We start from the raw sequence: 21,667 nt of genomic DNA on the forward strand, positions 1-21,667 counted from the left end.
GTTGACACCATCGCATTCGATTCCAGGCCGACACGAAAGAGCCTGTTTTAAAAGTCTGAATACTACATATGTTTATTTGACTTCTGCTACCGAATGACTTAGGTTTGATGACTTCCGCATGGCCCTCACGGCCGAGCGGTGCGGCCCCGGATTCTACCCCTCCCCAGCCATGCATTTCCCGATACCCAAGCTCCTGCTGTTACTGGCGCTGCTCTCCTCGCTGGGGGGCTGCAAGAAAGACCCCGCGCCCGAGCCGCCCACCGACCCGCTCAGCCTGCTGCCGCCCGAAACCCAGACCGGCCGGCGCACCTTCGGCTGCCTCGTCAACGGCCAAGCCTGGACTCCCGCCGGCAGCCCGCTCGGCGGACCAGTGCTCACAGCCCAGTACTTGAATAAACATTTAAGCGTGGTGGCAAGCGGGTTGACCTCCGACGGGAAATCTTCCGGAGGTGTAATACAAATCGGTATCGACAACATCACTACCGTAGGCCGCTACACCTTAATCAGAAGAGACACCAGCTTCGTCAGTTACGACGATGTAAGGACCAACTGCCTGTATTACCCCAACGCCTCGCACCCGGCCACGGTGGAAATCACCAAGCTGGACCTGCCCAACCGCATCGTGTCGGGCCGCTTCTCCTTCACGCTGGAAACGCCGGGCTGCGGGCGGGTGGAAGTGACCAACGGCCGCTTCGATTGCCCTTTTTAATACCGCTTTTTCACCTTTCACTTTCCCCTTTTCCACATGAAGCAGTTTCTACTTTCGATGATGCTGGTCCTGGCCAGCGTTTCCGGCAGCCAGGCCCAAAAGACCGGCGGGCCCACCACGCAGGCCACCGTGCCCGGCGGGGGCGGCCCCGTCGCCCCGCCCGCGTTTGCGCCGCCCGTCACGGCCTTTGCCGATTCCCTCAACGCCGTCTTTCAGTACCTCGACAAAAGCCGCGTGGCCTCGGGCATCCTCGAAGAATACGGCCTGCAGCTCCTCGACCACCTGCCCTTCACCGGCACCAACGGCTTCCCCGTTGCCGGGTAACGGACCCTCCTTTGTTCCACGCTTTCCCATTCCGTCATGAACAAACGCCCCCTTTTCCTCGCCCTAATGCTGCTCTCCCTGCTGGGGGGCTGCAAGAAAGAGCCCGCCCCCGAACCGCCCACCGACCCGCTGAGCCTGCTGCCCCCCGAGACGCAAACCGGCCAGAGCACCTTCGGCTGCCTGCTCAACGGCCAAGCGTGGCTGCCGGCTGGCAACCCGACAGCAGGAATAACTTTTACAACTCAATATTTTAATGGCTCGCTAAAAATAAGTTGCCCCAGGGCTTTTAGCAGTCAAGACGGTACTCGTGTAAATCAGGCAATAGTCTTCAGTATTGACTCTGTTTTCGCGGCAGGCAATTATGTTATAGATGGCAAAAATGGGAGGACTTTAACATTCTCCGACTACCTCAGCAACTGTACTTGGGTGTCGTCTGCAAGCTCCCCGGCCCAAATGCAGCTCACGCGCATGGATTTGGTTAATCGCATCGTGTCAGGGCGTTTTTCCTTCACGCTGGAAACACCTGGCTGTAGTCGTATAGTCGTGACTTACGGAAGATTCGATTCACGCTTTTAATTTTTTCACTTTTTCCTTTTCCATATGAAGCAGTTTCTACTTTCGCTGGTGCTGGTGCTGGCCAGCGTTTCCGGCAGCCTGGCCCAAAAGACCGGCGGGCCCACCACGCAGGCCACCGTGCCCGGCCCCGTTGCGCCGCACAATAATTGGCTTGACATCAACCGCTAGCTCGTCTCAAAAAATATCCGGTTTAGGCGGGAAGTTCTTGGCTGTCCGCTACCTTCCCGCCTCACAACCTAACCTCAACCCTTTACCGCTTATGGCCGCTCCCTACCACGACCTGTACGAAAACCATTTCGCCAACATCCGGTGCAGCCGGGCCACGTTTCTGGCCTTCCTGAACTACACCGCCACGGCCACGGCCGGCAGCCCCGTGCCCGCCCTCAAAAAGCTGAGCGCCGACCTGCAGGCCGCCGCCACCGCGCTGGGCGGCGCCGTGGTGACGCGCGAAGGCCAGGGCGCCACCGGCCAGGCCCTCACCCGCTCCAAGAAGGACGTGCTGCGCGCCATGCGCGTGTTTGTGCAAGACACCCACGCCGTGCAGCTGGTGCCCGCCTACCGCCAGCAGCCCGGCAAGCTGAAGGAGCTGCTGCCCCAGGGCCTCATGCACCTCACCGAAGCCAACGCCACCGACCTGCCCGTGCGCTTCGATGCCTTCGCCCAGGCCCTGAAAGCCCACGCCGCCGACTTTCCCGCCGACCCCAGCCCCGCCGCCACCGCCCTCTTGGCTGAGCTCACAGCCGCCAGCGCCGCCAAAGACGCCGGCCTGAAAGTGGCCAAGGAAACCATCGGCAGCATCGGCGGGCAGTGGGCCCAAGCCACCCAGCTGCTCTGGCAAACGCACTGCACCGCCCTGGGCGCCCTGTGGGAGCATCCGGAGCAGGCCTACCTCTACTTCAACTACGGCCTGCTGCCCAACCGCAACCCCGGCCGCGACAAAGCGGCCAAAGTCCCCGCCGCTACGGCCTGACCCCAGCCCCCTCGCCACGCGTGGCGAGGGCCTCGCCCGATGTGCCCCTGCCATCCGCCACCTGTGGCGACGGGCAGGGGCACTGTACTTCTATGCCCTGCCACCCGTGGCGGGGGGCGTGGGAACGGTGCCGGGGTAGTCTGCCACGGGTGGCGGGTGGCGTGGTAGGTGTGCTGGCGGGCGCTACCGCGGGTGGCGGCGTGTGTGGGGCGCCCCTGGGCGTAGGCGGCGCGGGCGTGGCGCCTCACCCCCGGCCCCCTCTCCCAAGGGAGAGGGGGAGCCACGGCGGCGCGGGCGTGGCGCCTCACCCCCGGCGGCGCGGGCGGGCGCCTCACCCCCGGCCCCCTCTCCCGAGGGAGAGGGGGAGCCACGGCGGCGCAGTGATATTTCTACTATATTTTCAGCAGCTATTTCAACCCCAACAACGTCAGGCTCCCCCTCTCCCTTGGGAGAGGGGGCCGGGGGTGAGGCGCCCGCCCGCGCCGCCCGGGGGCGTAGGCGCCCCGTCTGAACGCCCCGCTCCGCCATCACTCATTCCCCAACGCATGGAGCATCACCGCGAAGACTACATCTTCAGCGCCGACAAGCGCCAGTACGGCCGGCTCGACCTCAAGGGCCGCGCCCGCGCCATGCGCCGGCAGTCCACCGCGGCCGAAGAAGCCCTGTGGCAGGCCCTGCGCGGCGGAAAAATCGGGGCCAGGTTCCGCCGCCAGCACCCCATCGACCGCTACGTCGTCGACTTCGTGTGCATCGAAGCCAAGCTGGTGCTGGAAGCCGACGGCGCCGCCCACCTCCCGCCCGACCAGCAGGCCTACGACGCCGGCCGCACCGCCCTGCTCGCCGAGCACGGCTACCGCCTCCTGCGCTTCCCCAACCACCAAATCCTCACGAACCTGCCCCAGGTGCTGCGCGAAATCCAGGCCGCCCTCCAACCGCCCAACCCAGGCAGCCGCCCCTCATCTGGCTCCCCCTCTCCCTCGGGAGAGGGGGCCGGGGGGTGAAGCGCCCGCCCGCGCAGCATGCGCCGCCGTGGCTCCCCCTCTCCCTCGGGAGAGGGGGCCGGGGGGTGAGGCGCCACGCCCGGAGGATAAGGCACCCCTACGCTACACCTCCTTCGGCAGCCCCGCCAGCAGCACTTCCAGCCCCGCAATCAGCTGCTCGGTGCCGGCCTGCCGCTCGGCGTCGCTCGAATCCGGGGCTTCCACGGCGGCGAGGGGCGTCACCACCTGGGCCGCCCCAATCAGGCGCAGCGAGGGGCGCAGCTTGTGGGCCACGGCGGCAGCGGCGGGCCAGTCGGCGGCGGCCAGGGCGGTGCGCAGCTCGGCCACGCTGGCAGGGGTATTGGTGTGAAACGAGGCCAGGATGCGGTTCATGAAGGTGGTGCTGCCGTGGGCCGTTTCGCGCAGCAGGGCCAGGTCGAAGAGCGGGCCGGCGGCTTCGGGCGCGGCCGGCAGCGGCGCCGGGGCGGGCGGCGCGGGGGCGGGCCGGTCGGCGGGCTGGCTGCTTCCGCCGGCCATCAGCGCGGCCAGCTTGCTGAGCAGCTCGGCCTCGTCGAAGGGCTTGGGCAGGGTGTCGTTCATGCCGGCGGCCACGTACTTCTCGGCATCGGCCCGGAAGGCGTTGGCCGTGAGGGCCAGAATGGGCGTGGCCGCCTTCACGGGGTCGGCGTGGGCACGGATGCGGGCCGTGGCCTCCAGGCCGTTCATGCCCGGCATCTGAATGTCCATCAGCACCACGTCGTAGCGGTGCAGCTCAAACTGCTCCAGGGCTTCGAGGCCGCTGGCGGCTTCGTGCACCACCACGCCGTGGCTTTCGAGCAGCAGCTGGGCCACTTCGCGGTTCACGGGGTTGTCTTCCACCAGCAGCACGCGGGCGCCGCGCACGGCTGCCTCCTGGCCCGCCGCCTGGGGCGCCAGGGCTTCCTGCCGGGCTTCGGGGCTGGCCTTGGGCAGGGTGGTGACGAAGGAAAACGAGCTGCCTTTGCCCTGCTCGCTCTGCACCGTGAGCTGGCCGCCCATTTGCTGCACCAGCGCCCGGCTGATGCTCAGGCCCAAGCCCGTGCCGCCAAACTGCCGGGTGGTGTCGGCGTAGGCCTGCGTGAATTCAAGGAAGATGCTCTCGAGCTTGTCGGGGGCAATGCCGATGCCCGTGTCGGTGACCCGAAACTCGGTGGTGAGCGTGTCGTCGGTTTCGCTCACAAAGTAGCCGCCCACGCTCACCGTGCCGCCCGCCGGCGTGAACTTGATGGCGTTCGAGAGCAGGTTTATCAGCACTTGGTTGAGGCGGTAGGAGTCGCCCAGCACCCAGGGGTGGGGGCAGGAGTCGCGCAGCAGCGTGCCCACCACCCGAATGCCCTTTTCCTGGGCCTGCAGCACCAGGGGCTCGGCGGCCCGGCCCATCGAGTCGCAGAGGTTGAAGGCCGACTGCTCCAGCTCCAGCTTGCCGGAGGTGATTTTGGCCATGTCGAGCACGTCGTTCACCACGCTCAGCAAGTGCCGCCCCGAGTGCTGAATGATGGCCGTGTAGTTGCGCTGCTGCTCGTTGAGGCCGGTTTTGGCCAGCAGGCTGGTCATACCCAGCACGCCGTTCAGGGGCGTGCGGATTTCGTGGCTCATGTTGGCCAGGAAGTTTTCGCGGGCCAGGGCGGCGGCCTCGGCGGCCTGCTGGGCCTGTTTCAGGGCGGTAATGTCGGTGCTCACGCCCAGCACCTGCACGGTGTCGTCGGCCGGCACCAGGGGGCAGCGCACGGTCTGGTACCACTTGACTTCGCCGTTGGCCAGCTTCACCGACATTTGCGTGGTGAGCGACTGACCGGTGCTGAGCACCTGCTGGTCGGCCAGAATGGCCACCTGAATTTCGTCCTTGCTCATGGCCGCCTCCATCGAGGGCGCCCCGGCCACCTCGGCAATGTGGCGGCGTTGGGCGCGCATCTCGGCGTTTTCGAACACGGTGCGGCCCTGCGCGTCGCGCACCCAGATGAGGTTGGGGTTGAGGTCGAGCACCAGGTTGGTAAACGCCTGCTGGGCCTTCATTTCGGCTTCGTTTTCGCGCACGCGGGCCTCTGCCTGCCGCCGGATGGTGATGTCGAGCCCGTAGCACATTACCTCGCGCAGCACCCCGTCGGGACCGAAGATGGGCTGGTAGTAGCACAACCAGTACAGTTTTATCTGGCCGTCGGGGCCGGGCCAGCGCTCCTCCCAGCTCACCAGTTGGCGGCTGCTCACGGCGCGCTCAAAGAGGCGGTGGCGGCGCGTCACCAGGGCATCGGGCAGGCCAATGGCGGCCGCGTGCTCGGCAAAGGACAGGCCGATGCGGTTCCGTCGCTTGGCCGCGTCGGGCTCGGCGTAGGGGTTGATGTAGCGGTAGCGCTGGTCGGGGTCGAGCACCGTCACCACGGCCGGCAGGTGGGCCAAAATGGTTTCGTAGAACTCGCGCTGCCAGCGGTTTTCCTGTTCGGCCTGGCGCTGGGCCGTCACGTCGGTGAGGTAGAGCATGGCGTGGCCGTCTTCCACCACAGGCACCGTTACCAGCAGGTAGTGGCGGCCGTTGGCCGTCACCTCGCCCTGGGCCGTTTCGCCGGTGCGCAGGGCCTGGGTGGCGGCCTGCAACAGCTGAGGACGCACCCGCGAAGGCCCCGTGGCTTCCAGCTCCTGGGCCAGCAGCCCGGCCGCGTGATTGGCAAACAGCAGCCGCCCCGTGGCGTCGAGCCGCAGAATAGGGTTGGGGTTGAGCAGCGGGATGCGGCTGAGGGCGTATAGCTGCTGCAGCTCGGCTTCGGCGTGTTCGCGGCGGGCGCGCTCAGCCAGCAGCAGTTCGCGCAGGTCGGCGGTGTCGGTGGGCAGGGCGTCGGTTTTCACAACGTAAATATGCCGACGCGCGGGGGAAATGGGGAGGGAGACGGTGGGGGAGCTTTCCCTTTCCCGACCTCCTACAGCTCCTTGCGTAGCCGCGCCACCGGAATGTTCAACTGCTCACGGTACTTGGCCACGGTGCGGCGGGCAATGTTGTAGCCGCGGGCGTTGAGCATCTTCTCCAGCTTGTCGTCGCTCAGCGGCCGGTCCTTGTTTTCCTTGCCGATGAGGTCTTTGAGGATGCTTTTCACCTCGCGGCTGCTGGCGTCCTCGCCCGAGTCGGTGGCAATGCCTTCGGAGAAAAAGTACTTGAGGGGGTAAATGCCGAACTCCGTCTGAATAGACTTGGAGTTGGCCACGCGGCTCACCGTCGAAATGTCCATGCCAATCATCTGGGCAATGTCTTTCAGAATCATCGGCTTGAGCTTGCCCTCGTCCCCTTCCAGAAAGAACTCGCGCTGCAGCTCCACAATGGCGTTCATGGTGCGCAGCAGCGTGTTCTGCCGCTGCCGGATGGCGTCGATGAACCACTTGGCCGAATCCAGCTTCTGCTTCACGAAGGTCACGGCTTCCTTCATCTTGGTGTCCTTCTTGGCGGCCTTGTCGTAGGTCCGGAACATCTCGGTGTAGGCCGGGCTCACGCGCAGCTCGGGGGCGTTGCGGGCGTTCAGGGTCAGGTTGAGCACGCCGTTGTCGTTCGTCAGAATGAAGTCCGGCATCAGGTACTGCGTCTTGCCCAGGCCGGTGGGGCCGCTGCCGCCCGGCTTCGGGTTCAGCTTCAGAATCACGTTGATGGCTTCTTTCAGCTCGTCATCCTCCAAGTCCAGCTTCTGCTGAATGCGGGGGTAGTGTTTCTTGCTGAACTCCTCAAACGTATCGGTCAGAATGCGCTCGGCGTTCACGGTGTTCTCGTCCTGCGGGCGGCGCTCCAGCTGCAGCAGCAGGCACTCGGGCAGGTCGCGCGCCGCGATGCCGGGCGGGTCGAACTGCTGCACCACGCGCAGCACGGCCTCAATCTCGGGCACAGTCACCTCCAGGTTCTGGCTAAAGGCCAAGTCGTTGGCAATGGCCGAAAGGTCGCGCCGGATGTAGCCGTCGCCGTCAATCGAGCCAATCAGCTGCTGGCCAATGGCCTCCTGGCGCTCGTCGAGGTCGGCAAAGTGCAGCTGGTCGAGCAGCGAGTCCAGCAAGGAGCCGCTGGTGTCGGCCAGGGGCGTGTCGCGCTCCTCTTCTTCGCCGGGGCCGTCGCCCTGCATCTTGTAGCCGGCTATTTCGTCGTCGTTGAGATAGTCGCTCAGGTCGAGGTCGGTGTTGTCGGGGGCTTCGTCGGTCGAAGCCAGGTCTTCCTTGGCGGCCAGGTCGGGCTCGGGCATTTCGTCGGCCGTGTCCTGGCTGCTGCGGTCCTCAAAATCCTCGTCCAGGGTGTTGTCGTCGTTGTCGAGGCTGGCGTCGGGGTCGTCGGAATCGTCGCCGTCGTCGTCGCGGTCCAGGTCTTCGGGTTCGTCGGGCTCGTCTTCTTCCAGCGCGGGGTTCACCTCCATTTCCTCCTTGATGCGCGTCTCAAGCTCCGCCGTCGGGATTTGCAGCAGCTTGATGAACTGAATCTGCTGCGGGCTAAGCTTTTGGGAAAGGAGCTGTTTGAGGTCGAGACGTTGCATAGTAGCGAAATTACGGAAAGGAGGGGCCGGCGGTCAATTTTACTAAAACTTGGCATGAAAAGTTGATGTAAGCTCGTACCCCGAAGCTGTGCTTCGGCTCGCGTCAGCACATCTGTCGTTCCACGCGAGCCGAAGCACAGCTTCGGGGTACAGGCCCACGGCCCTACCTTTGCCCTCTCACACCCGCTTCTCCAACACTATGTCCCTCAAACGGTCCACCGTCAAAGAACTCCTGGCCAGCCAGGACCTCGACCGCGAAGTCCTCGTCAAAGGCTGGGTTCGCTCCCGCCGCGGCAACAAGTACGTGCAGTTTATTATCGTGAACGACGGCTCCACCATCCACACCATTCAGGCCGTGGCCGCCGCCGAGAACTTTCCCGAGGAAACTCTCAAAGACGTGAGCAACGGCGCCTGCGTGGCCATTCGGGGCCAGCTGGTGGCTTCGCAGGGCAAAGGCCAGGCCGTGGAAATTCAGGCCACCGAAGTGACCGTGCTGGGCGCCGCCGATGCCGAAGCTTACCCCCTGCAAAAGAAAGCCACCTCGCTGGAGCACCTGCGCGAAATTGCTCACCTGCGCCCCCGCACCAACACCTTCGGGGCGGTGCTGCGCGTGCGCCACGCGCTGGCCTTTGCCATCCACGACTACTTCAACCGCCACGGCTTCTACTACGTGCACACGCCCATCATCACTGGTTCCGACGCCGAGGGCGCCGGCCAGATGTTCCGCGTCACCACGCTGCCGCCCGAGCACCCGCCCCGCACCGCCGACGGCTCGGTGGACTTTTCGGAGGACTTCTTCGGCAAGCAAACCAACCTCACCGTGTCGGGCCAGCTCGAAGGCGAGTTGGCGGCCATGGCCCTGGGCAGCATCTACACCTTCGGCCCCACGTTCCGGGCCGAGAACTCCAACACCGCCCGCCACCTGGCCGAGTTCTGGATGATTGAGCCCGAAGTGGCTTTCAACGAGCTCGAAGAAAACATGGACCTGGCCGAGGACTTCCTCCAGAGCTTGGTGCGCTACGCTCTCGAGCACTGCGCCGACGACCTGCAGTTCCTCAACGACCAGTACGACAAGGAGTTGCTGGGCCGCCTCAACTTCGTCATCGACAACGCCTTCCAGCGCCTCACCTACACCGAGGCCGTGGAAATCCTGAAGTCGGCCAAGCAGAAGTTTGAATTCCCCGTGGACTGGGGCACCGACCTGCAGAGCGAGCACGAGCGGTACCTGGTGGAGAAGCACTTCAAAAAGCCCGTCATCCTGACCAACTATCCGAAGGAAATCAAGGCCTTCTACATGAAGCTGGACGACGACGGCCGCACCGTGCGCGCCATGGACGTGCTGTTTCCGGGCATCGGCGAAATCATCGGCGGCTCGCAGCGCGAAGAGGACTACACCAAGCTCACCACCCGCATGGCCGAGATGCACGTGCCCGCCGACGAGCTGGACTGGTACCTCGACACCCGCCGCTTCGGCACAGCGCCCCACGCCGGCTTCGGCCTGGGCTTCGAGCGCCTCGTGCTGTTCGTGACGGGCATGAGCAACATCCGCGACGTAATTCCCTTCCCGCGCTATCCCAAGAATGCGGCATTTTAAATCTTAATCAGGTCAACCACACCAAAAAAGCGGCCCAACAAGCCGCTTTTTTGTTGCTCGATACTATGCAAAAATGAAATATTCATGAAGTGAGGTGAATATGTGGTAATTTGAAAGCGGTTTTTTCTTTTCACCCTCTTTCCCCTTTCCACCTCATGCGTATACATTTTCTCTCTTCCCGAGCGGCCAAACGCGCCGGCAGCGCCTTGCTGCTGCTAGGCCTTGGCCGCGCCGCGCAGGCGCAGACGCCGGTCACCATTACAATTGGCGCGGGTACTTCCGCCAGCGCCACCAACGTGCTGCTAAGCACCAGCACCACCACCAACAAGTACGCGCGCACCATCTCCATCTTTTCGGCCGCCGAGCTCACCGCTGCTGGCGCTGTGCCGGGCAACATCGTTAGCATTGCCTGGTTCAAGGGCGGCACTGGGGAACTCACCAGCGCTGACTCGCAGCTTTCGGTGTACATGAAAAGCACCTCGGCCACCAACCTGGGCGGCGACCCCGTGACCTGGGCCACCGAAGTAGCCACCGCTACGCCCGTCTACACCAACCTCACGCTGTCTATGCCCACGGGCACGGGATTCAAAACCTTCGCGCTGAGCACGCCCTTCGCCTGGAACGGCACCAGCAACGTGGAAGTACTGGTGGACTGGTACCGCAACGGCACCCCCACCGCCGACATCAGCTGGCAGTACACGGCCGTGACCGCCGCCTCGGGAGTGCACGCCACCCAAGTCAACAGCGTGGCTATTCCCACGGTGCGCTACGCCGCCAATCGGCCCAATACCCAGTTCGTCATCAGCCGCACCGGGCTGGCCAACCGTGAGAGCCGTGAGGCGGCCTTGGTGAGCCTCTTTCCCAACCCCGCTTGCCAGCTGCTGAACGTGCTGGTGCCCGCTGAACTCACCCACCAACCCGTAGCCGCCACCCTCACAAATGCCTTGGGCCAGGTGGCGCACCGGCAGGTGCTGCCCGCCGGCCCGGCCGGTGCCCAAGGCCAACTCGACATCAGCCAACTGGCCGCGGGCGTCTACACCCTGCAACTGACTACCGGCACGGCCTTCATCTCCAAGCGCGTAATCGTAGAGTAAGCCGCTCGTCGGTCGGCGCACAAAAGAGGCCCTGCTGAAAAGCAGGGCTTTTTTTGTGACTGTCAGGGAGAACGGACTAATCGCGGCGGGAGCGGCCGCGGCCGTTGTTATTGTCGTGGCCGTGGCCCCGGTTGTCCTCGTAGCGGCCTTGCTGGTAGCCGTCGCGGTAGGCCCGGCGCACCTGGCCCGGCGGCATGGCGCGGCGCGGCTGCACCACCACCACGCGGCGCGGGTACCGGTCGCGGTGGGCATTCACAAACACCCAGGGCTGGCGGCCGCGGTAGTCGAGAATGACCGGGTGAAAGGCGTAGGGGTCGTAGTAGGAAGGCGGCAGGGCCACCCACTGCCCGTTCTGGAACACGATGTACTGCTGGGCATACAGGTCGTAATACCCATCAATTTCGGGGATGTAATAGAACTGCGTGCCCTGCGGCACGGGCGGGCCCCAGGCGGGCGGGCCGTAGGTCTGGGCCCGGGCGGTGGGTGCCGCCGTCAGCACCAGCAGGCCCAGCAGCGCGGCGCACAAGAAGTTAGAGAGCGTTTTCATCGGTTTTAAAAAGAAACAAGACAACATCCCAGTTGCAAGGAAGATGCCAAACGCCAGGCACAACAAAGCCCCGCAGGGTGGGCGGGGCTTTGCGTAACAAACTGGAAGCAGGTGAGCTTAGTGCTTGCCTTTGCCATGACCGTGGCCTTTGCCTTTGCCATGGTCGTCGTGGTCACGGTCGTCGTAACGGCGGTCGTCGTAACGGCGGCCATCGTTGTAATAATAGCCTTGTTTCTTGGCCTGGCCGGGGGGGAGGCCGCCGTTGCTGGGATTGGCGCGGTAGCCGTATTTTTTGGCCTGGCCGGGAGGCAGGGGCTTGCGGTAGCGGCCGTCGCGGTACCGGTCGTCGGTGGGCACGCGGTCGACGATGACGGGGTTGTTGCCACCGATGATGACCGTGGGCTGAGTCTGGGGTTGGGGAGCCGGCTGCGAAGCGGGCGCGTTTTTGTCGAGCCACGGTGGCAGCTTGACCTGGGCCCGGGCCGGAGCCGCGGCCAGGGCCAACAGGCCGACCAACGAAGCACAGAGGATTTTATGGAGCTTTTTCATGATACCAAGCAAAAAACAGGGGTGAATAAACAAGCCTACGCAAGGACAGTGCCAGGCTGCAGATGCGTCTTTGTACGCTGCAAAAGTCCCGGCGTTGGCCTGTGCCGGGCGGCTGCTGGCGGCATCTGAAAAAACCGGGCACAAAAGTGCGCCCGTGGATGTTGTTCGCCGACGCCCCGCAGCTTGCCGGTTTCAGCGGTTTGTATTTCACGTTAGCCTGCGGCAGGCGTTTCCCGTACTTTTGCAGAATTATTCGCTGCGTTCCTGAATGGCCAAAAAATCCACTGCTACCCCGGTTGCCCCCGCCCCCAAGGCCAAAGCTGCCGCTCCGATAACCACGGTCAAAAACGGCGCCGCCGATACGGCTGCTGCCGTGCGCGACATTGCCGAGATTCCGGCCGCCGGGCCCACCACCGGGCTCGTGCACGGCCAGCTCAACGGCCACAGCCCTGCCTCGCAGCACCTCGAAGCCCCTTTCATTGAAGTGTACGGCGCTCGCGAGCACAACCTCAAGAACGTGAGCGTGCAGATTCCGCGCAACCGGTTGGTGGTGTTCACGGGCATCTCGGGCTCGGGCAAGAGCAGCCTGGCCTTCGACACCATTTATGCCGAGGGGCAGCGGCGCTACATGGAGACGTTTTCGGCCTACGCCCGCAGCTTCATGGGCGGCTTGGAGCGGCCCGACGTGGACAAGATTGAGGGCCTGTCGCCGGTTATCAGCATCGAGCAGAAGACGACCTCGCGCAACCCCCGCTCCACGGTGGGCACCATCACCGAGATTTATGACTTCCTGCGTCTACTCTATGCGCGTACCGCTGAAGCTTTCAGCTACGCCACGGGCAAGAAGATGATTCGGCAGAGCGACGACCAAATCATCAACTACATTCTCAAACACTTCGACGGCAAGAAGCTGGTGGTGCTGGCGCCGGTAGTGAAGGGCCGCAAGGGCCACTACCGCGAAGATTTCCAGAAGATTGCCAAGCTGGGCTTCGCCAAAGTGCGGGTGGATGGCGAAATCCTCGACATCACGCCCAAGATGCAGGTGGACCGCTACAAAATCCACGACATCGAAATCGTCATCGACCGGCTCATCGTGAAGGAAGAGGACCGGTTCCGTCTCAGCGGCTCGGTGCAAAATGCCCTCACGCACGGCAAAGGCACCATGCTGGTGCTCGACCCCGACGCCAAAAAAGCCGCGCCGCAGTTCTTCTCGCGCTTTTTGATGGACCCGGCCACCGGCATCGCCTACGACGACCCGGCGCCTAACACGTTCTCTTTCAACTCGCCCTACGGCGCCTGCCCCACTTGCAACGGCCTGGGCGAGGTGCAGGAAATCACGGAGGACAGCGTGCTGCCCGACCGCAAGCTGAGCATCGCGCGCGGCGGCATCGCGCCGCTGGGCGAATTCCGCGACATCTGGATTTTTCAGCAGCTTTCGCTCATCCTCAAAAAGAACAAGGCCACGCTGAACACGCCCATTGAGAAGCTGCCCGAGGAACTGCTCAAGCGCCTGCTGCATGGCATTTCGGAAGACGAGGCCGACAGCGGCAAAGGCACTTTCACGGAGCCATTTGAGGGCATTATCCCCTTTCTGCGGCGGCAGATGGATTCCGAGTCGGACAACATTCGGGAGTGGATTGCGCAGTATGCGCAGGCCCAGACTTGCCCGGAGTGTAGCGGCTACCGCCTCAAGAAGGAGAGCCTACACTTTAAGATGGACGACAAGCACATTGGCGAGCTGTCGGTAATGGACCTGAACGAGCTGGCTGGCTGGTTTGAAGGCCTGGAAGACCGGCTGAGCGAACGCCAGAACGTGATTGCGTGCGAACTGCTGAAGGAAATCCGCAAGCGCATCGGCTTCCTGCTGGAAGTCGGGCTGGACTACCTGAACCTGCACCGCCCGGTGCGCACGCTGAGCGGCGGCGAAAGCCAGCGCATCCGCCTCGCTACGCAGATTGGCACCCAGCTCGTGGGCGTGCTCTACATCATGGACGAACCCAGCATCGGCCTGCACCAGCGCGACAACGAGCGCCTCATCAAGGCCCTGCAGCACCTGCGCGACATCGGCAACTCGGTGATTGTGGTGGAGCATGACAAGGACATGATTCTGCACGCCGACCACGTGCTCGACATTGGTCCCGGCGCGGGCATCCACGGCGGCCACATCGTGGCCTCGGGCACACCGCAGGAGATTTTCAACTCCGGTTCGCTCACCTCGCAGTACCTCAGCGGGCAGAAGCACATCGAGCTGCAGAAGAAGAAGCGCAAGGGCGAAGGCACCGAGCTGGTGCTGAAAGGCGCCAAAGGCAACAACCTCAAAAACGTGACGCTGAAAGTGCCGCTGGGCAAGCTGGTGGCCGTCACGGGCGTGTCCGGCTCGGGCAAGTCCACGCTCATCCATGATACGCTGTATCCAATTCTGAACCAGCACTTCTTCAATTCCAAGAAGGAGCCGCTGGCGTATGGCAGCATTGAGGGGCTGGAGTTTATCGACAAGGTGATTGAGGTCGACCAGTCGCCCATTGGGCGCACGCCGCGCTCGAACCCGGCTACTTACACGGGCGTGTTCACCGAAATCCGGCAGCTGTTTGGCGAGATGGCGGAGGCGAAAATCCGGGGCTACGGTCCCGGCCGCTTCTCCTTTAACGTGAAGGGCGGGCGCTGCGAAACCTGCGAGGGCGCCGGCATTCGCACCATCGAGATGAACTTCCTGCCCGACGTGCACGTGCCCTGCGAAACCTGCAAGGGCCGCCGCTACAACCGCGAAACGCTGGAAGTCCGCTTCAAAGGCAAGTCCATCACCGACATTCTGGACATGACCGTGGAGAAGGCCGTGGAGTTCTTCGAGTTCCAGCCCCGCATCCTGCGTAAAATCAAGACCCTGAACGAGGTCGGCCTCGGCTACCTCACGCTGGGCCAGCAGGCCACCACGCTTTCGGGCGGCGAGGCCCAGCGCGTGAAACTCGCCACCGAACTCAGCAAGAAGGACACCGGCAAGACGTTCTACATCCTGGACGAGCCCACCACTGGCCTGCACTTCGAGGACATCAACCACCTCGCCGACGTGCTCCAGAAGCTCGCCGACAAGGGCAATACCGTCCTCATCATCGAGCACAACCTCGACCTGATTAAGGTAGCCGACCACGTCATCGACATCGGCCCCGAGGGCGGCGCGGGCGGCGGCACCATCGTGGCCCAGGGCACGCCCGAGCAGGTGGCCAAGGCCGGTAAGGGCCACACCGCCCGCTTCCTGGCTGAGGAATTGCGCACCAGCAAGTACGCCACGGTCTAAACAGAAAGGGATATTGCGAATGAGGCCGGCAAATAGTTATTTGCCGGCCTCATTTATTTTCCATCCTATGCGTGCATTGCTACTGTTTCCATTGTTGGCGGCCTTAAGCGCCGCCCATCCCACCGCGCCCCCGGCCGGCACCCGCTTCGAGGGCAAATTCACCAACGGGCTTAAGGGCAACACTTTGAGCTTTGTGCTGGCACCCGACGGTAAGACCATCCGCGACTTCACCTTTAAAGGCTACTGGCGCTGCGATGGGAAGCTGGAGATGCTGGGCGGTGCCGGCCCCACCAAGGGCACGTTTGCCGTGAGCAACGGCACCATTGCGGGCCGCATCTGCGAGCCGCCCAACGGCGGAGCCACGGCTTGGTGCTTTGATTTGGGCGGCAAGATTGCGGGCAAAACCGCCACCGGCCGTTTCCGCATGAACATCAACGCCCTGCGCTGCGATTCCTACGAGCTGCAGTGGGAAGCGGCTGCCGTGGGGCCGGCCAAGTAGCGCGGGCTAGGGAGCCGGCGTCGGGGCCGGAAGCGTTTCGGCCGGACTGCTGGGAACTGCTGTCGGCGCCGGCACCCGCGTGTGCTGAAACTCACGCGTCAGCCGCCGAAAGCGGCGCTGGTAGAGCCAGAAGGCCGGAAACAGCAGCATGGGCAGCGGCCGCAGCATCGACGCGTGCACGCCCGGCACAAAAGCCAGCGCAATGCTCAGCAGGAAGATGAGCGGCGACACCAGCGGGCGCACGGGGTCGAGGTCGGGGTGCTGCTGCTCGGCGGGGCGCACCACCGCGGCCGCCGGGCTGCCCAGGTAGGCCTGCAGGCGGTGCTGCATCCAGCCGCTGAACAGGATGTTGAGCGAATAGAGCACCCATGGCAGCCGGAGCATGGCGTATTCGCTCTGAAAAGCCGTGGTGAAAGGCATGAGCACAATGCTGAGCAGAAACAGCATGTTCAGCCACAGCAGCTTAGGCGTGGTGTGCGTCACAAACCGAAAAATGCGGTGGTGCGCCATCCAGTACACCGCAATGATGAAGAAGCTGAGAAAGAAGCCAATGAACTTGGCCGTCTGCTGGGCCAGGCCCTGCAAAGCCGCGTCTTCGCTGCGGTGCTCCAATTCGGGCACTTTTATTTCAATCACAAGTAGCGTGATGGCAATGGCAAACACGGCATCGGTGAACAGAATGACGCGTTCCAGCTGAAACGCTTCGCGGTTGTGCAGGGCTTTTTCGTTGCCGTCCATGGGGGGAGAGCGGCCCAAAGGCCGCCGCCGCAAGATAGGGCAGGCACGGCACGAAAAAGCCGCCCTGGTTTCCCGGAGCGGCTTTCTGCATGCAAATAGTGAGCGGCGGCGAAGCTTACATCTTCATGTCGGAACCCTTCATGGCCATGCCCAGGTGCTGCTCCACCACGGGCACGGTTTTGCCGATGAAGGCTTTCAGGTCGGGGTCTTGGGTCATTTTCTCGTGGGCGCGCATGATGTTGGCCGTTTTCTGGTGGTCGGCCTGCATCTGCGAGAGGTACTTGGCTTCAAACTCCTTGCCCGAGAGCTTTTCCATGGCCGGTTTCATGGCCTTGTGCTCAGCGTCCATGTCGGTGGGCAGGGTCACGCCTTTTTTGGCGGCAATGGCTTTCAGGTCGGCGGTCGACTTCGCGTGGTCGGCTATCATCTTGTTGGCCATCTCCTTGGCCATACCGGTCACGCCCTTAGCCAGGGCCATCTTGCTTTGCTGAATCTCGTTCTGGTCGCTGTGGGCGGCCGTCATCATAAATTCCTTGTCGTCTTTGTGGGGGCCGGTGGGGCCGTTGGGGTCGCCCATGGCCTGGCCGCCGGCCGCCGGTTCGGTGCCGTTCATGGCGCCGTTGCCGTTGTCGCTTTGGGCCGAGCCAGCAGCGCCGGGCTGGTTTTCGGGCTTTTCGGAGCCGGCTGGCATTGTGGCCGACACGGTGTCGCCGCCCGTGGCCGAGCTGGTCATGGTGTTGTCGCTGGCGTTGCCGTTTTCGGCGCTAGCGCCTTTGTCGTCGCCGCACGAGGCCAGCGCAAACAGGCCCGTGGCCAGCAGGGGCATGAGGATGCGTTTCATGAAAAGAAAGTTGGAAAGTGGAAAGGAAGGTGAGCCCGTCTGAGGCACTCAGGAAGACGCCCCGGACGGGTGGAAGTGCAAGTCATACGGGGCGTTACGGATTGGTTGTTGCGCGTCGGCCTGAGTTTTATCCGCCGCTGCCGGGTAAGCAGAACCGTTGCCGGGCATAAAAAAAGCCCGCTTCGCAAAGCGGGCTTTCAGGCACTGCCGGTGGCGGGGCGGGCTATTTGCGGGCGTCCACGGTGGGCTTCATCTTGGTCACCATGTCGAGGTGCATCTGCAGCACGGGCACGTTCTTGGCCGCAAAGGCCTTGATGTCGGGGTCGGAAGCCCGGATGGAGGCATCGGTGAATTCCTTCACGTCTTCCTGGTGGTCTTTCAGCATCTCCTTCAGGTATTCCTGGTCCATCTCGACGCCTTTTTCCTCGGTTACGTCTTTCAGCACCTTGGCGTGGTCGTCGCCGAGAGTGGTGGGCAGGGTGATGTTTTTATTAGCGGCCAGGGCCATCAGTTCGGCGTTCGACTTGGTGTGGTCCGATACCATTTGCTGCGCAAACTGCTTGGCTTCGGGCGTAATGGCGCGGGCGGCCACCTGCTTGCCCAACTCCACTTCCAGCATGCCGCCGCTGGCGGCCTTGGTCAGGAACTCGGAGTCATAATCCATTTTTTTCTCTTCCAGTTTGCCGGTTTCGGTCGACGGCGTGGCGTTGTCGGCCTTGGCTTCGTTGGTTTCCTGAGCCTCCTTCACGGAGTCGTGAGAGTTGCAGGCGGTGGCCAGCAGCACCGCGGCGCTGCACAGGGTAATCAGGGAGCGTTTCATGGGAAAGGAATAAGTGAAAGATGAACCTAAAAAATAGTCTCGCTCGATGAAATCGGAGTGAAGTCCAGTCTTGTTACGGCAGCTTTTCGGCCGCGTCGGCTGCTTCCTCGGCGGCGTCCAACTGCGCTTTGATGGGCTGGTAGTACTTGGCTGCCAGGCCGCGGATGTCGCCATCATAAGCGTCGTCCTTCATGTCGTCGAAGGCGTCTTCGTCCTGGTTCTGGGTTTTCACCAGCAGGGCCATTAGGTGCTTGTCGAGTTGGCTGCCGGTTTGGGCGCTCACTTCGTGGTAGGCTTCCTGCTCGTCCTCGCCCAGCGCGGGCGGAATGGCCAGCTTCTTGGCATCGGCCAGGGCGCGCAGGGCCGCCAGCAGGTCGAGGCGGCTTTGCAGCAGGGCCGCGCCGTGGGCGCGCACGGCGGGGGCAGTGGCGCGGGCCTGGGCCAGCTTGCCCAGCTCCACTTCCAGCAGGGCGTTGCTGGTGGCCTTCACCAGAAACCGGGCGTCGGCCTCCTGCTTCTCGGTGACGTCGGCCGCGCCGATTTTCTGGGCGTTCTGGGCATTGGCGGCTTCCACGGCGTCGTCGGCACCGCTCCCGCCTCCCGACGAGCAGCCCGCGGCCGGCAACAGCAGGGCCAAGCCCAGAAATAGCCGCCGCAGGGGCGCCAAAGCAAGTGGCAGCATGAGCATCACAAAGGGGTAAGATGAAGTAGCCGAAACCGGTGGCCCGCTATACGGAGGCTTGGGGGGCAGGTTTTTTTGGCCGCGACTGAACTTTTTTGGCAGGGCGTTTAAACTTGTGCTGCCGCTGTTCTTCCAACCGGCCAAACACACAGTTCTCATCTTTAATATTCCTATTTTTCTCACCTTCGCCATGCGTACTTTCTCATTCCGCTCCCTCACGTTGGCCTGCCTGGCCAGCGGCCTGCTCCTCACCGCCGGCTGCAACCGCAAGGCCGACGACGCTGCCCCCGACGATATCACTACGGCCGAAGACCGTAGCGAAGACAACATCGAAACCGCCATCAGCACCGATGCCATGAACCTGGCCGGCCCGGCCGATTTCAGCTCCACTACGCCCGCTTTTGCCATTCCCGATGCCGACTTCCGCGCCCGCTTCGGCTCCTGCGCCACCCGCACCTACGACGCCCAGGCCCGCGTGCTGACCATCGACTTTGGCACCACCAACTGCCTGTGCGCCGACGGCCGCTACCGCCGCGGCCAGATTCGGGTGGCCTTCACCACCGACGTGCTCAAGCGCCGCGCCGGGGCCGTGGTGACCCGCGTCAACTACTTCGTGAACGATAACCAGCACACCGCCACCCGCACCTTCACCGACCTGGGCCAGGGTTCCTTCTCGGTTGATGTAACCGGCGCCAGCATCATCCGCGCCAACAACGGCGGCACCCACTCCTGGACCGCCAACTGGACTTTCACCCAAACGGCTGGCTACGGCACCGCCACCTTCGCCGATGATGTGTACACCGTGACCGGCTCGGCCGCTGGTACTAACCGCAAGGCCGTGGGCTACACCACCACCATCGACGCCAACAACCCGCTCATCAAGCGCGGCGACTGCCCCAAGTACTTCGTGCAGGGCAGCATGACCAGCTCCAACACCAACGGCAAAACCATGGTGCTGAACTACGACCCCAGCGGCACCCACGACTGCGACCGGATTGCCAGCGTGACCGTGAACGGCCGCACCCGCACCATCACGCTGCGGTAGGCTCCGGCTTCGACCCGAAGCCGCTAAAAACAAAAGCGCCGTTCCTGTCCGGGACGGCGCTTTTGTTTTTAGGCTAAAGTGGCAAGGGTGCGATTACTGGCCCTTGAACGCCGGCTTGCGCTTCTCGCTGAAGGCCTGCACGCCTTCTAGATAGTCGGCCGACTCGCCGGCAATCTGCTGGCAGTGGGCTTCGTAGTCCAGCATTTCGTCCAGGGTGGCGGCGCCGGCCTTGTTCAGCATCTGCTTGATGAGGCCAATGGATTTGGTGGGCGCCGCGGCATAGCGGGCAGCCAGCGCATACGCGGCTTCGTCGAGCTGCTCGGCCGGCACCACTTGGTTCACCAGGCCGAGGCGCAAGGCTTCATCAGCCGGCACTTTCGAGCCCAGGCTGCACAACTCAAAGGCCTTGAGCGTGCCTACCAGCCGCGGCAGAAACCACGACGAGCCCGAGTCCGGCACCAGCCCGATGTTAATGAACACCTCAATCAGCGAAGCCTCGCTGCTGGCAATGATGGCATCGCAGGCCAGCGCCAAGGAGCAGCCGGCGCCCGCCGCCACGCCATTCAGCCGGCAGATAATGGGCTTGGGCAGCCCGCGCATGGCCCGGATGATGGGGTTGTAGCGCTGGTGCAGCGAGTCGTAGAATGAGCGGGGCTTGCCCTCGGCCGCGGCGGCTTCCTGGGCCGCCTTCAGGTCCTGGCCGGAGCAGAAAGCGCGGCCCGCGCCCGTGAGCACCAAGGCCCGCACGGCGGCATCGCGCGCCACCTGCTTCAGGGCGTCCTGCAGCTCGTAGCTCATGGGGTCGTTGAAGGCGTTGAACACCTCCGGGCGGTTCAGGGTGATGGTGGCCACGCCGTCGGGGCGCACGTCGTAGAGCAGGCTGGAGTATTCCATTTGGTGGGTTTGCGGATGAGCGGGTTGAGGATTTAATGAGGTGCAATAACGTCATGCTGAGCGCAGCGAAGCATCTTTACCGCTTAATGCATTCATATACTGCTGCGGTAAAGATGCTTCGCTGCGCTCGGCATGACGTTCTTTTTCTTATGCCCGCAAATCCACCAATCCACTACCCCGCCAATCCGCCAAGCAATGCCTCTGCCACCAGCAAATCCTCCGGGGTCGTGATTTTCAGGTTGCGGTAGTCGCCGTCCACCAGCTGTACGCGGCAGAGGTCGTCTACCACGGTGGCGTCGTCGGTGAAGGAGGCCAGCTCCGGCATGGCGTAGGCGCGGCGCAGCAGGTCGATTTCAAACGTCTGGGGCGTCTGCATCAGGCGCAGGCGGCTGCGGTTTTGGGCCGCCGAGCCGTGCTGCGACAGCAGCCGCACCGAGTCTTTGGGCATCACGGCGGCGGCGGCGGCGGCGTGGGTGGCCGCGGCGGCGTAGGTGCGCTCCACCACGGTGCGACTCACCAGCGGGCGCACACCGTCGTGCACGGCCACCAGCCCTTCGGGGTATTGACTAAGCGCCGCCAGGCCGGCCTTCACCGAGGCCCAGCGCGTGGCCCCGCCCGTCACCAGCCGGTGCGGAATGTCGACGCTGAACTGTGCGCACAGCGCCTGCCAGGTGTCAAACTGGTCGGCGGGCAGCACCAGTACAATTTCCTGCACGCCCAGCGCGGGCTCAGCAAAGCGGCGCAATGTGTGCAGCAGCACGGGCTCGCCGCGCAGCAATAGGAACTGCTTGGGGCGGTCGGCGCCCATGCGGGTGCCGCTGCCGCCCGCCACCACTATGGCGAGGCGAGGCGCCCGGGGCCGGGCAGTTCGGGCGCCTGGCGCTGGGGGAGGGGAGGGGTTTTCATCGGGGCGAAGTTCTGTTAAAAAAGAACGCCGGAATTCCTGCGTAGGAATTCCGGCGTTCTCGAAGCCTGACGGCTCAA

General features: G+C 63.7%; 21 protein-coding genes. 11 read left to right on the forward strand and 10 right to left on the reverse strand.

All coding sequences use genetic code 11. The annotated features are described in order from the left end of the window. Nucleotides 1–169: 169 nt before the first annotated feature. From MUN81_RS04060 to MUN81_RS04085, 6 genes are all read left to right on the forward strand, one after another. Nucleotides 170–709, forward strand: a complete 540-nt coding sequence (locus tag MUN81_RS04060; RefSeq protein ID WP_245115306.1) for a DUF6252 family protein — start codon at nt 170–172, stop codon at nt 707–709. A 36-nt stretch (nt 710–745) separates the two neighbouring features. After that, entirely contained in the window at nt 746–1,033 is a 288-nt protein-coding gene (locus tag MUN81_RS04065; RefSeq protein ID WP_245115307.1) for a hypothetical protein, read from the forward strand. A gap of 36 nt (nt 1,034–1,069) precedes the next feature. Beyond that, the gene (locus MUN81_RS04070; protein ID WP_245115308.1) at nt 1,070–1,609 is read left to right on the forward strand and encodes a hypothetical protein; all 540 of its coding nucleotides are present in this window, start codon (nt 1,070–1,072) and stop codon (nt 1,607–1,609) included. A 24-nt stretch (nt 1,610–1,633) separates the two neighbouring features. Beyond that, a complete protein-coding gene (locus MUN81_RS04075; RefSeq protein WP_245115309.1) occupies nt 1,634–1,777 on the forward strand; it encodes a hypothetical protein in 144 nt (47 codons plus the stop codon). 91 nt (nt 1,778–1,868) lie between these two features. After that, a complete protein-coding gene (locus tag MUN81_RS04080; protein WP_245115310.1) occupies nt 1,869–2,579 on the forward strand; it encodes a hypothetical protein in 711 nt (236 codons plus the stop codon). A 545-nt stretch (nt 2,580–3,124) separates the two neighbouring features. Then, nucleotides 3,125–3,580 carry a DUF559 domain-containing protein gene (locus MUN81_RS04085; RefSeq protein ID WP_245115311.1) on the forward strand — a complete coding sequence of 152 codons (456 nt, stop codon included), beginning with the start codon at nt 3,125–3,127 and terminating at the stop codon, nt 3,578–3,580. Nucleotides 3,581–3,682: 102 nt separating this feature from the next. Here the strand turns inward: MUN81_RS04085 and MUN81_RS04090 are convergent, their stop codons facing one another. Together MUN81_RS04090 and rpoN are read right to left on the reverse strand one after the other, a co-directional pair. Then, nucleotides 3,683–6,436, reverse strand: a complete 2,754-nt coding sequence (locus MUN81_RS04090; protein ID WP_245115312.1) for a PAS domain-containing hybrid sensor histidine kinase/response regulator — start codon at nt 6,434–6,436, stop codon at nt 3,683–3,685. A 71-nt stretch (nt 6,437–6,507) separates the two neighbouring features. Continuing rightward, nucleotides 6,508–8,088, reverse strand: coding sequence for an RNA polymerase factor sigma-54 (gene rpoN, locus MUN81_RS04095; RefSeq protein ID WP_245115313.1), 1,581 nt, complete (start codon nt 8,086–8,088; stop codon nt 6,508–6,510). Nucleotides 8,089–8,287: 199 nt separating this feature from the next. On the opposite strand from rpoN, the gene asnS reads away from it, so the two are divergent. Both asnS and MUN81_RS04105 read left to right on the forward strand, forming a co-directional pair. Then, entirely contained in the window at nt 8,288–9,682 is a 1,395-nt protein-coding gene (gene asnS / locus MUN81_RS04100) for an asparagine--tRNA ligase (protein WP_245115315.1), read from the forward strand. Nucleotides 9,683–9,837: 155 nt separating this feature from the next. Then, nucleotides 9,838–10,776, forward strand: a complete 939-nt coding sequence (locus MUN81_RS04105) for a T9SS type A sorting domain-containing protein (protein WP_245115317.1) — start codon at nt 9,838–9,840, stop codon at nt 10,774–10,776. A gap of 76 nt (nt 10,777–10,852) precedes the next feature. On the opposite strand, the gene MUN81_RS04110 is transcribed toward MUN81_RS04105, so the two are convergent. Together MUN81_RS04110 and MUN81_RS04115 are read right to left on the reverse strand one after the other, a co-directional pair. Continuing rightward, nucleotides 10,853–11,323 carry a hypothetical protein gene (locus tag MUN81_RS04110; RefSeq protein ID WP_245115319.1) on the reverse strand — a complete coding sequence of 157 codons (471 nt, stop codon included), beginning with the start codon at nt 11,321–11,323 and terminating at the stop codon, nt 10,853–10,855. 117 nt (nt 11,324–11,440) lie between these two features. Then, complete coding sequence (locus tag MUN81_RS04115; RefSeq protein ID WP_245115321.1) at nt 11,441–11,872, reverse strand: hypothetical protein; 432 nt, start codon at nt 11,870–11,872, stop codon at nt 11,441–11,443. 268 nt (nt 11,873–12,140) lie between these two features. Here MUN81_RS04115 and uvrA point away from each other — a divergent pair, with 268 nt between their 5' ends. Together uvrA and MUN81_RS04125 are read left to right on the forward strand one after the other, a co-directional pair. After that, a complete protein-coding gene (gene uvrA, locus MUN81_RS04120) occupies nt 12,141–15,164 on the forward strand; it encodes an excinuclease ABC subunit UvrA (RefSeq protein ID WP_245115323.1) in 3,024 nt (1,007 codons plus the stop codon). 67 nt (nt 15,165–15,231) lie between these two features. Beyond that, on the forward strand, nt 15,232–15,663 hold the full coding sequence (locus MUN81_RS04125; protein WP_245115325.1) for a hypothetical protein: 432 nt from the start codon (nt 15,232–15,234) through the stop codon (nt 15,661–15,663). A 6-nt stretch (nt 15,664–15,669) separates the two neighbouring features. Here MUN81_RS04125 and MUN81_RS04130 read toward each other — a convergent pair whose 3' ends face one another. The 4 genes from MUN81_RS04130 to MUN81_RS04145 form a co-directional block, all read right to left on the reverse strand. Beyond that, nucleotides 15,670–16,401: a TMEM175 family protein gene (locus MUN81_RS04130; protein WP_245115327.1), complete on the reverse strand. Its 732-nt coding sequence runs from the start codon at nt 16,399–16,401 to the stop codon at nt 15,670–15,672. Nucleotides 16,402–16,516: 115 nt separating this feature from the next. Further along, nucleotides 16,517–17,242: a DUF4142 domain-containing protein gene (locus tag MUN81_RS04135; RefSeq protein WP_245115329.1), complete on the reverse strand. Its 726-nt coding sequence runs from the start codon at nt 17,240–17,242 to the stop codon at nt 16,517–16,519. A 223-nt stretch (nt 17,243–17,465) separates the two neighbouring features. Further along, the gene (locus tag MUN81_RS04140) at nt 17,466–18,062 is read right to left on the reverse strand and encodes a DUF4142 domain-containing protein (protein WP_245115331.1); all 597 of its coding nucleotides are present in this window, start codon (nt 18,060–18,062) and stop codon (nt 17,466–17,468) included. Between the two features lie 73 nt (nt 18,063–18,135). Continuing rightward, nucleotides 18,136–18,744 carry a DUF4142 domain-containing protein gene (locus tag MUN81_RS04145; RefSeq protein ID WP_245115333.1) on the reverse strand — a complete coding sequence of 203 codons (609 nt, stop codon included), beginning with the start codon at nt 18,742–18,744 and terminating at the stop codon, nt 18,136–18,138. A gap of 190 nt (nt 18,745–18,934) precedes the next feature. Here MUN81_RS04145 and MUN81_RS04150 point away from each other — a divergent pair, with 190 nt between their 5' ends. Then, the gene (locus MUN81_RS04150; protein WP_245115335.1) at nt 18,935–19,789 is read left to right on the forward strand and encodes a hypothetical protein; all 855 of its coding nucleotides are present in this window, start codon (nt 18,935–18,937) and stop codon (nt 19,787–19,789) included. A 93-nt stretch (nt 19,790–19,882) separates the two neighbouring features. On the opposite strand, the gene MUN81_RS04155 is transcribed toward MUN81_RS04150, so the two are convergent. Further along, entirely contained in the window at nt 19,883–20,683 is an 801-nt protein-coding gene (locus MUN81_RS04155; protein ID WP_245115337.1) for an enoyl-CoA hydratase-related protein, read from the reverse strand. Nucleotides 20,684–20,855: 172 nt separating this feature from the next. Continuing rightward, nucleotides 20,856–21,518, reverse strand: a complete 663-nt coding sequence (locus MUN81_RS04160) for a 2-C-methyl-D-erythritol 4-phosphate cytidylyltransferase (RefSeq protein ID WP_348533164.1) — start codon at nt 21,516–21,518, stop codon at nt 20,856–20,858. Between the last annotated feature and the right edge of the window lie 149 nt (nt 21,519–21,667).

Origin of the sequence: Hymenobacter sp. 5317J-9 (assembly GCF_022921075.1) — a bacterium.
Lineage (GTDB): Bacteria > Bacteroidota > Bacteroidia > Cytophagales > Hymenobacteraceae > Hymenobacter.

Bases quoted from the DNA above. Each gene is read 5' to 3' on its own strand.
- MUN81_RS04060 (WP_245115306.1), top strand. From the start codon at position 170: ATGCATTTCCCGATACCCAAGCTCCTGCTGTTACTGGCGCTGCTCTCC.
- MUN81_RS04065 (WP_245115307.1), top strand. From the start codon at position 746: ATGAAGCAGTTTCTACTTTCGATGATGCTGGTCCTGGCCAGCGTTTCC.
- MUN81_RS04070 (WP_245115308.1), top strand. From the start codon at position 1,070: ATGAACAAACGCCCCCTTTTCCTCGCCCTAATGCTGCTCTCCCTGCTG.
- MUN81_RS04075 (WP_245115309.1), top strand. From the start codon at position 1,634: ATGAAGCAGTTTCTACTTTCGCTGGTGCTGGTGCTGGCCAGCGTTTCC.
- MUN81_RS04080 (WP_245115310.1), top strand. From the start codon at position 1,869: ATGGCCGCTCCCTACCACGACCTGTACGAAAACCATTTCGCCAACATC.
- MUN81_RS04085 (WP_245115311.1), top strand. From the start codon at position 3,125: ATGGAGCATCACCGCGAAGACTACATCTTCAGCGCCGACAAGCGCCAG.
- rpoN (WP_245115313.1), bottom strand. From the start codon at position 8,088: ATGCAACGTCTCGACCTCAAACAGCTCCTTTCCCAAAAGCTTAGCCCG.
- asnS (WP_245115315.1), top strand. From the start codon at position 8,288: ATGTCCCTCAAACGGTCCACCGTCAAAGAACTCCTGGCCAGCCAGGAC.
- MUN81_RS04105 (WP_245115317.1), top strand. From the start codon at position 9,838: ATGCGTATACATTTTCTCTCTTCCCGAGCGGCCAAACGCGCCGGCAGC.
- MUN81_RS04110 (WP_245115319.1), bottom strand. From the start codon at position 11,323: ATGAAAACGCTCTCTAACTTCTTGTGCGCCGCGCTGCTGGGCCTGCTG.
- MUN81_RS04115 (WP_245115321.1), bottom strand. From the start codon at position 11,872: ATGAAAAAGCTCCATAAAATCCTCTGTGCTTCGTTGGTCGGCCTGTTG.
- uvrA (WP_245115323.1), top strand. From the start codon at position 12,141: ATGGCCAAAAAATCCACTGCTACCCCGGTTGCCCCCGCCCCCAAGGCC.
- MUN81_RS04125 (WP_245115325.1), top strand. From the start codon at position 15,232: ATGCGTGCATTGCTACTGTTTCCATTGTTGGCGGCCTTAAGCGCCGCC.
- MUN81_RS04130 (WP_245115327.1), bottom strand. From the start codon at position 16,401: ATGGACGGCAACGAAAAAGCCCTGCACAACCGCGAAGCGTTTCAGCTG.
- MUN81_RS04135 (WP_245115329.1), bottom strand. From the start codon at position 17,242: ATGAAACGCATCCTCATGCCCCTGCTGGCCACGGGCCTGTTTGCGCTG.
- MUN81_RS04140 (WP_245115331.1), bottom strand. From the start codon at position 18,062: ATGAAACGCTCCCTGATTACCCTGTGCAGCGCCGCGGTGCTGCTGGCC.
- MUN81_RS04145 (WP_245115333.1), bottom strand. From the start codon at position 18,744: ATGCTGCCACTTGCTTTGGCGCCCCTGCGGCGGCTATTTCTGGGCTTG.
- MUN81_RS04150 (WP_245115335.1), top strand. From the start codon at position 18,935: ATGCGTACTTTCTCATTCCGCTCCCTCACGTTGGCCTGCCTGGCCAGC.
- MUN81_RS04155 (WP_245115337.1), bottom strand. From the start codon at position 20,683: ATGGAATACTCCAGCCTGCTCTACGACGTGCGCCCCGACGGCGTGGCC.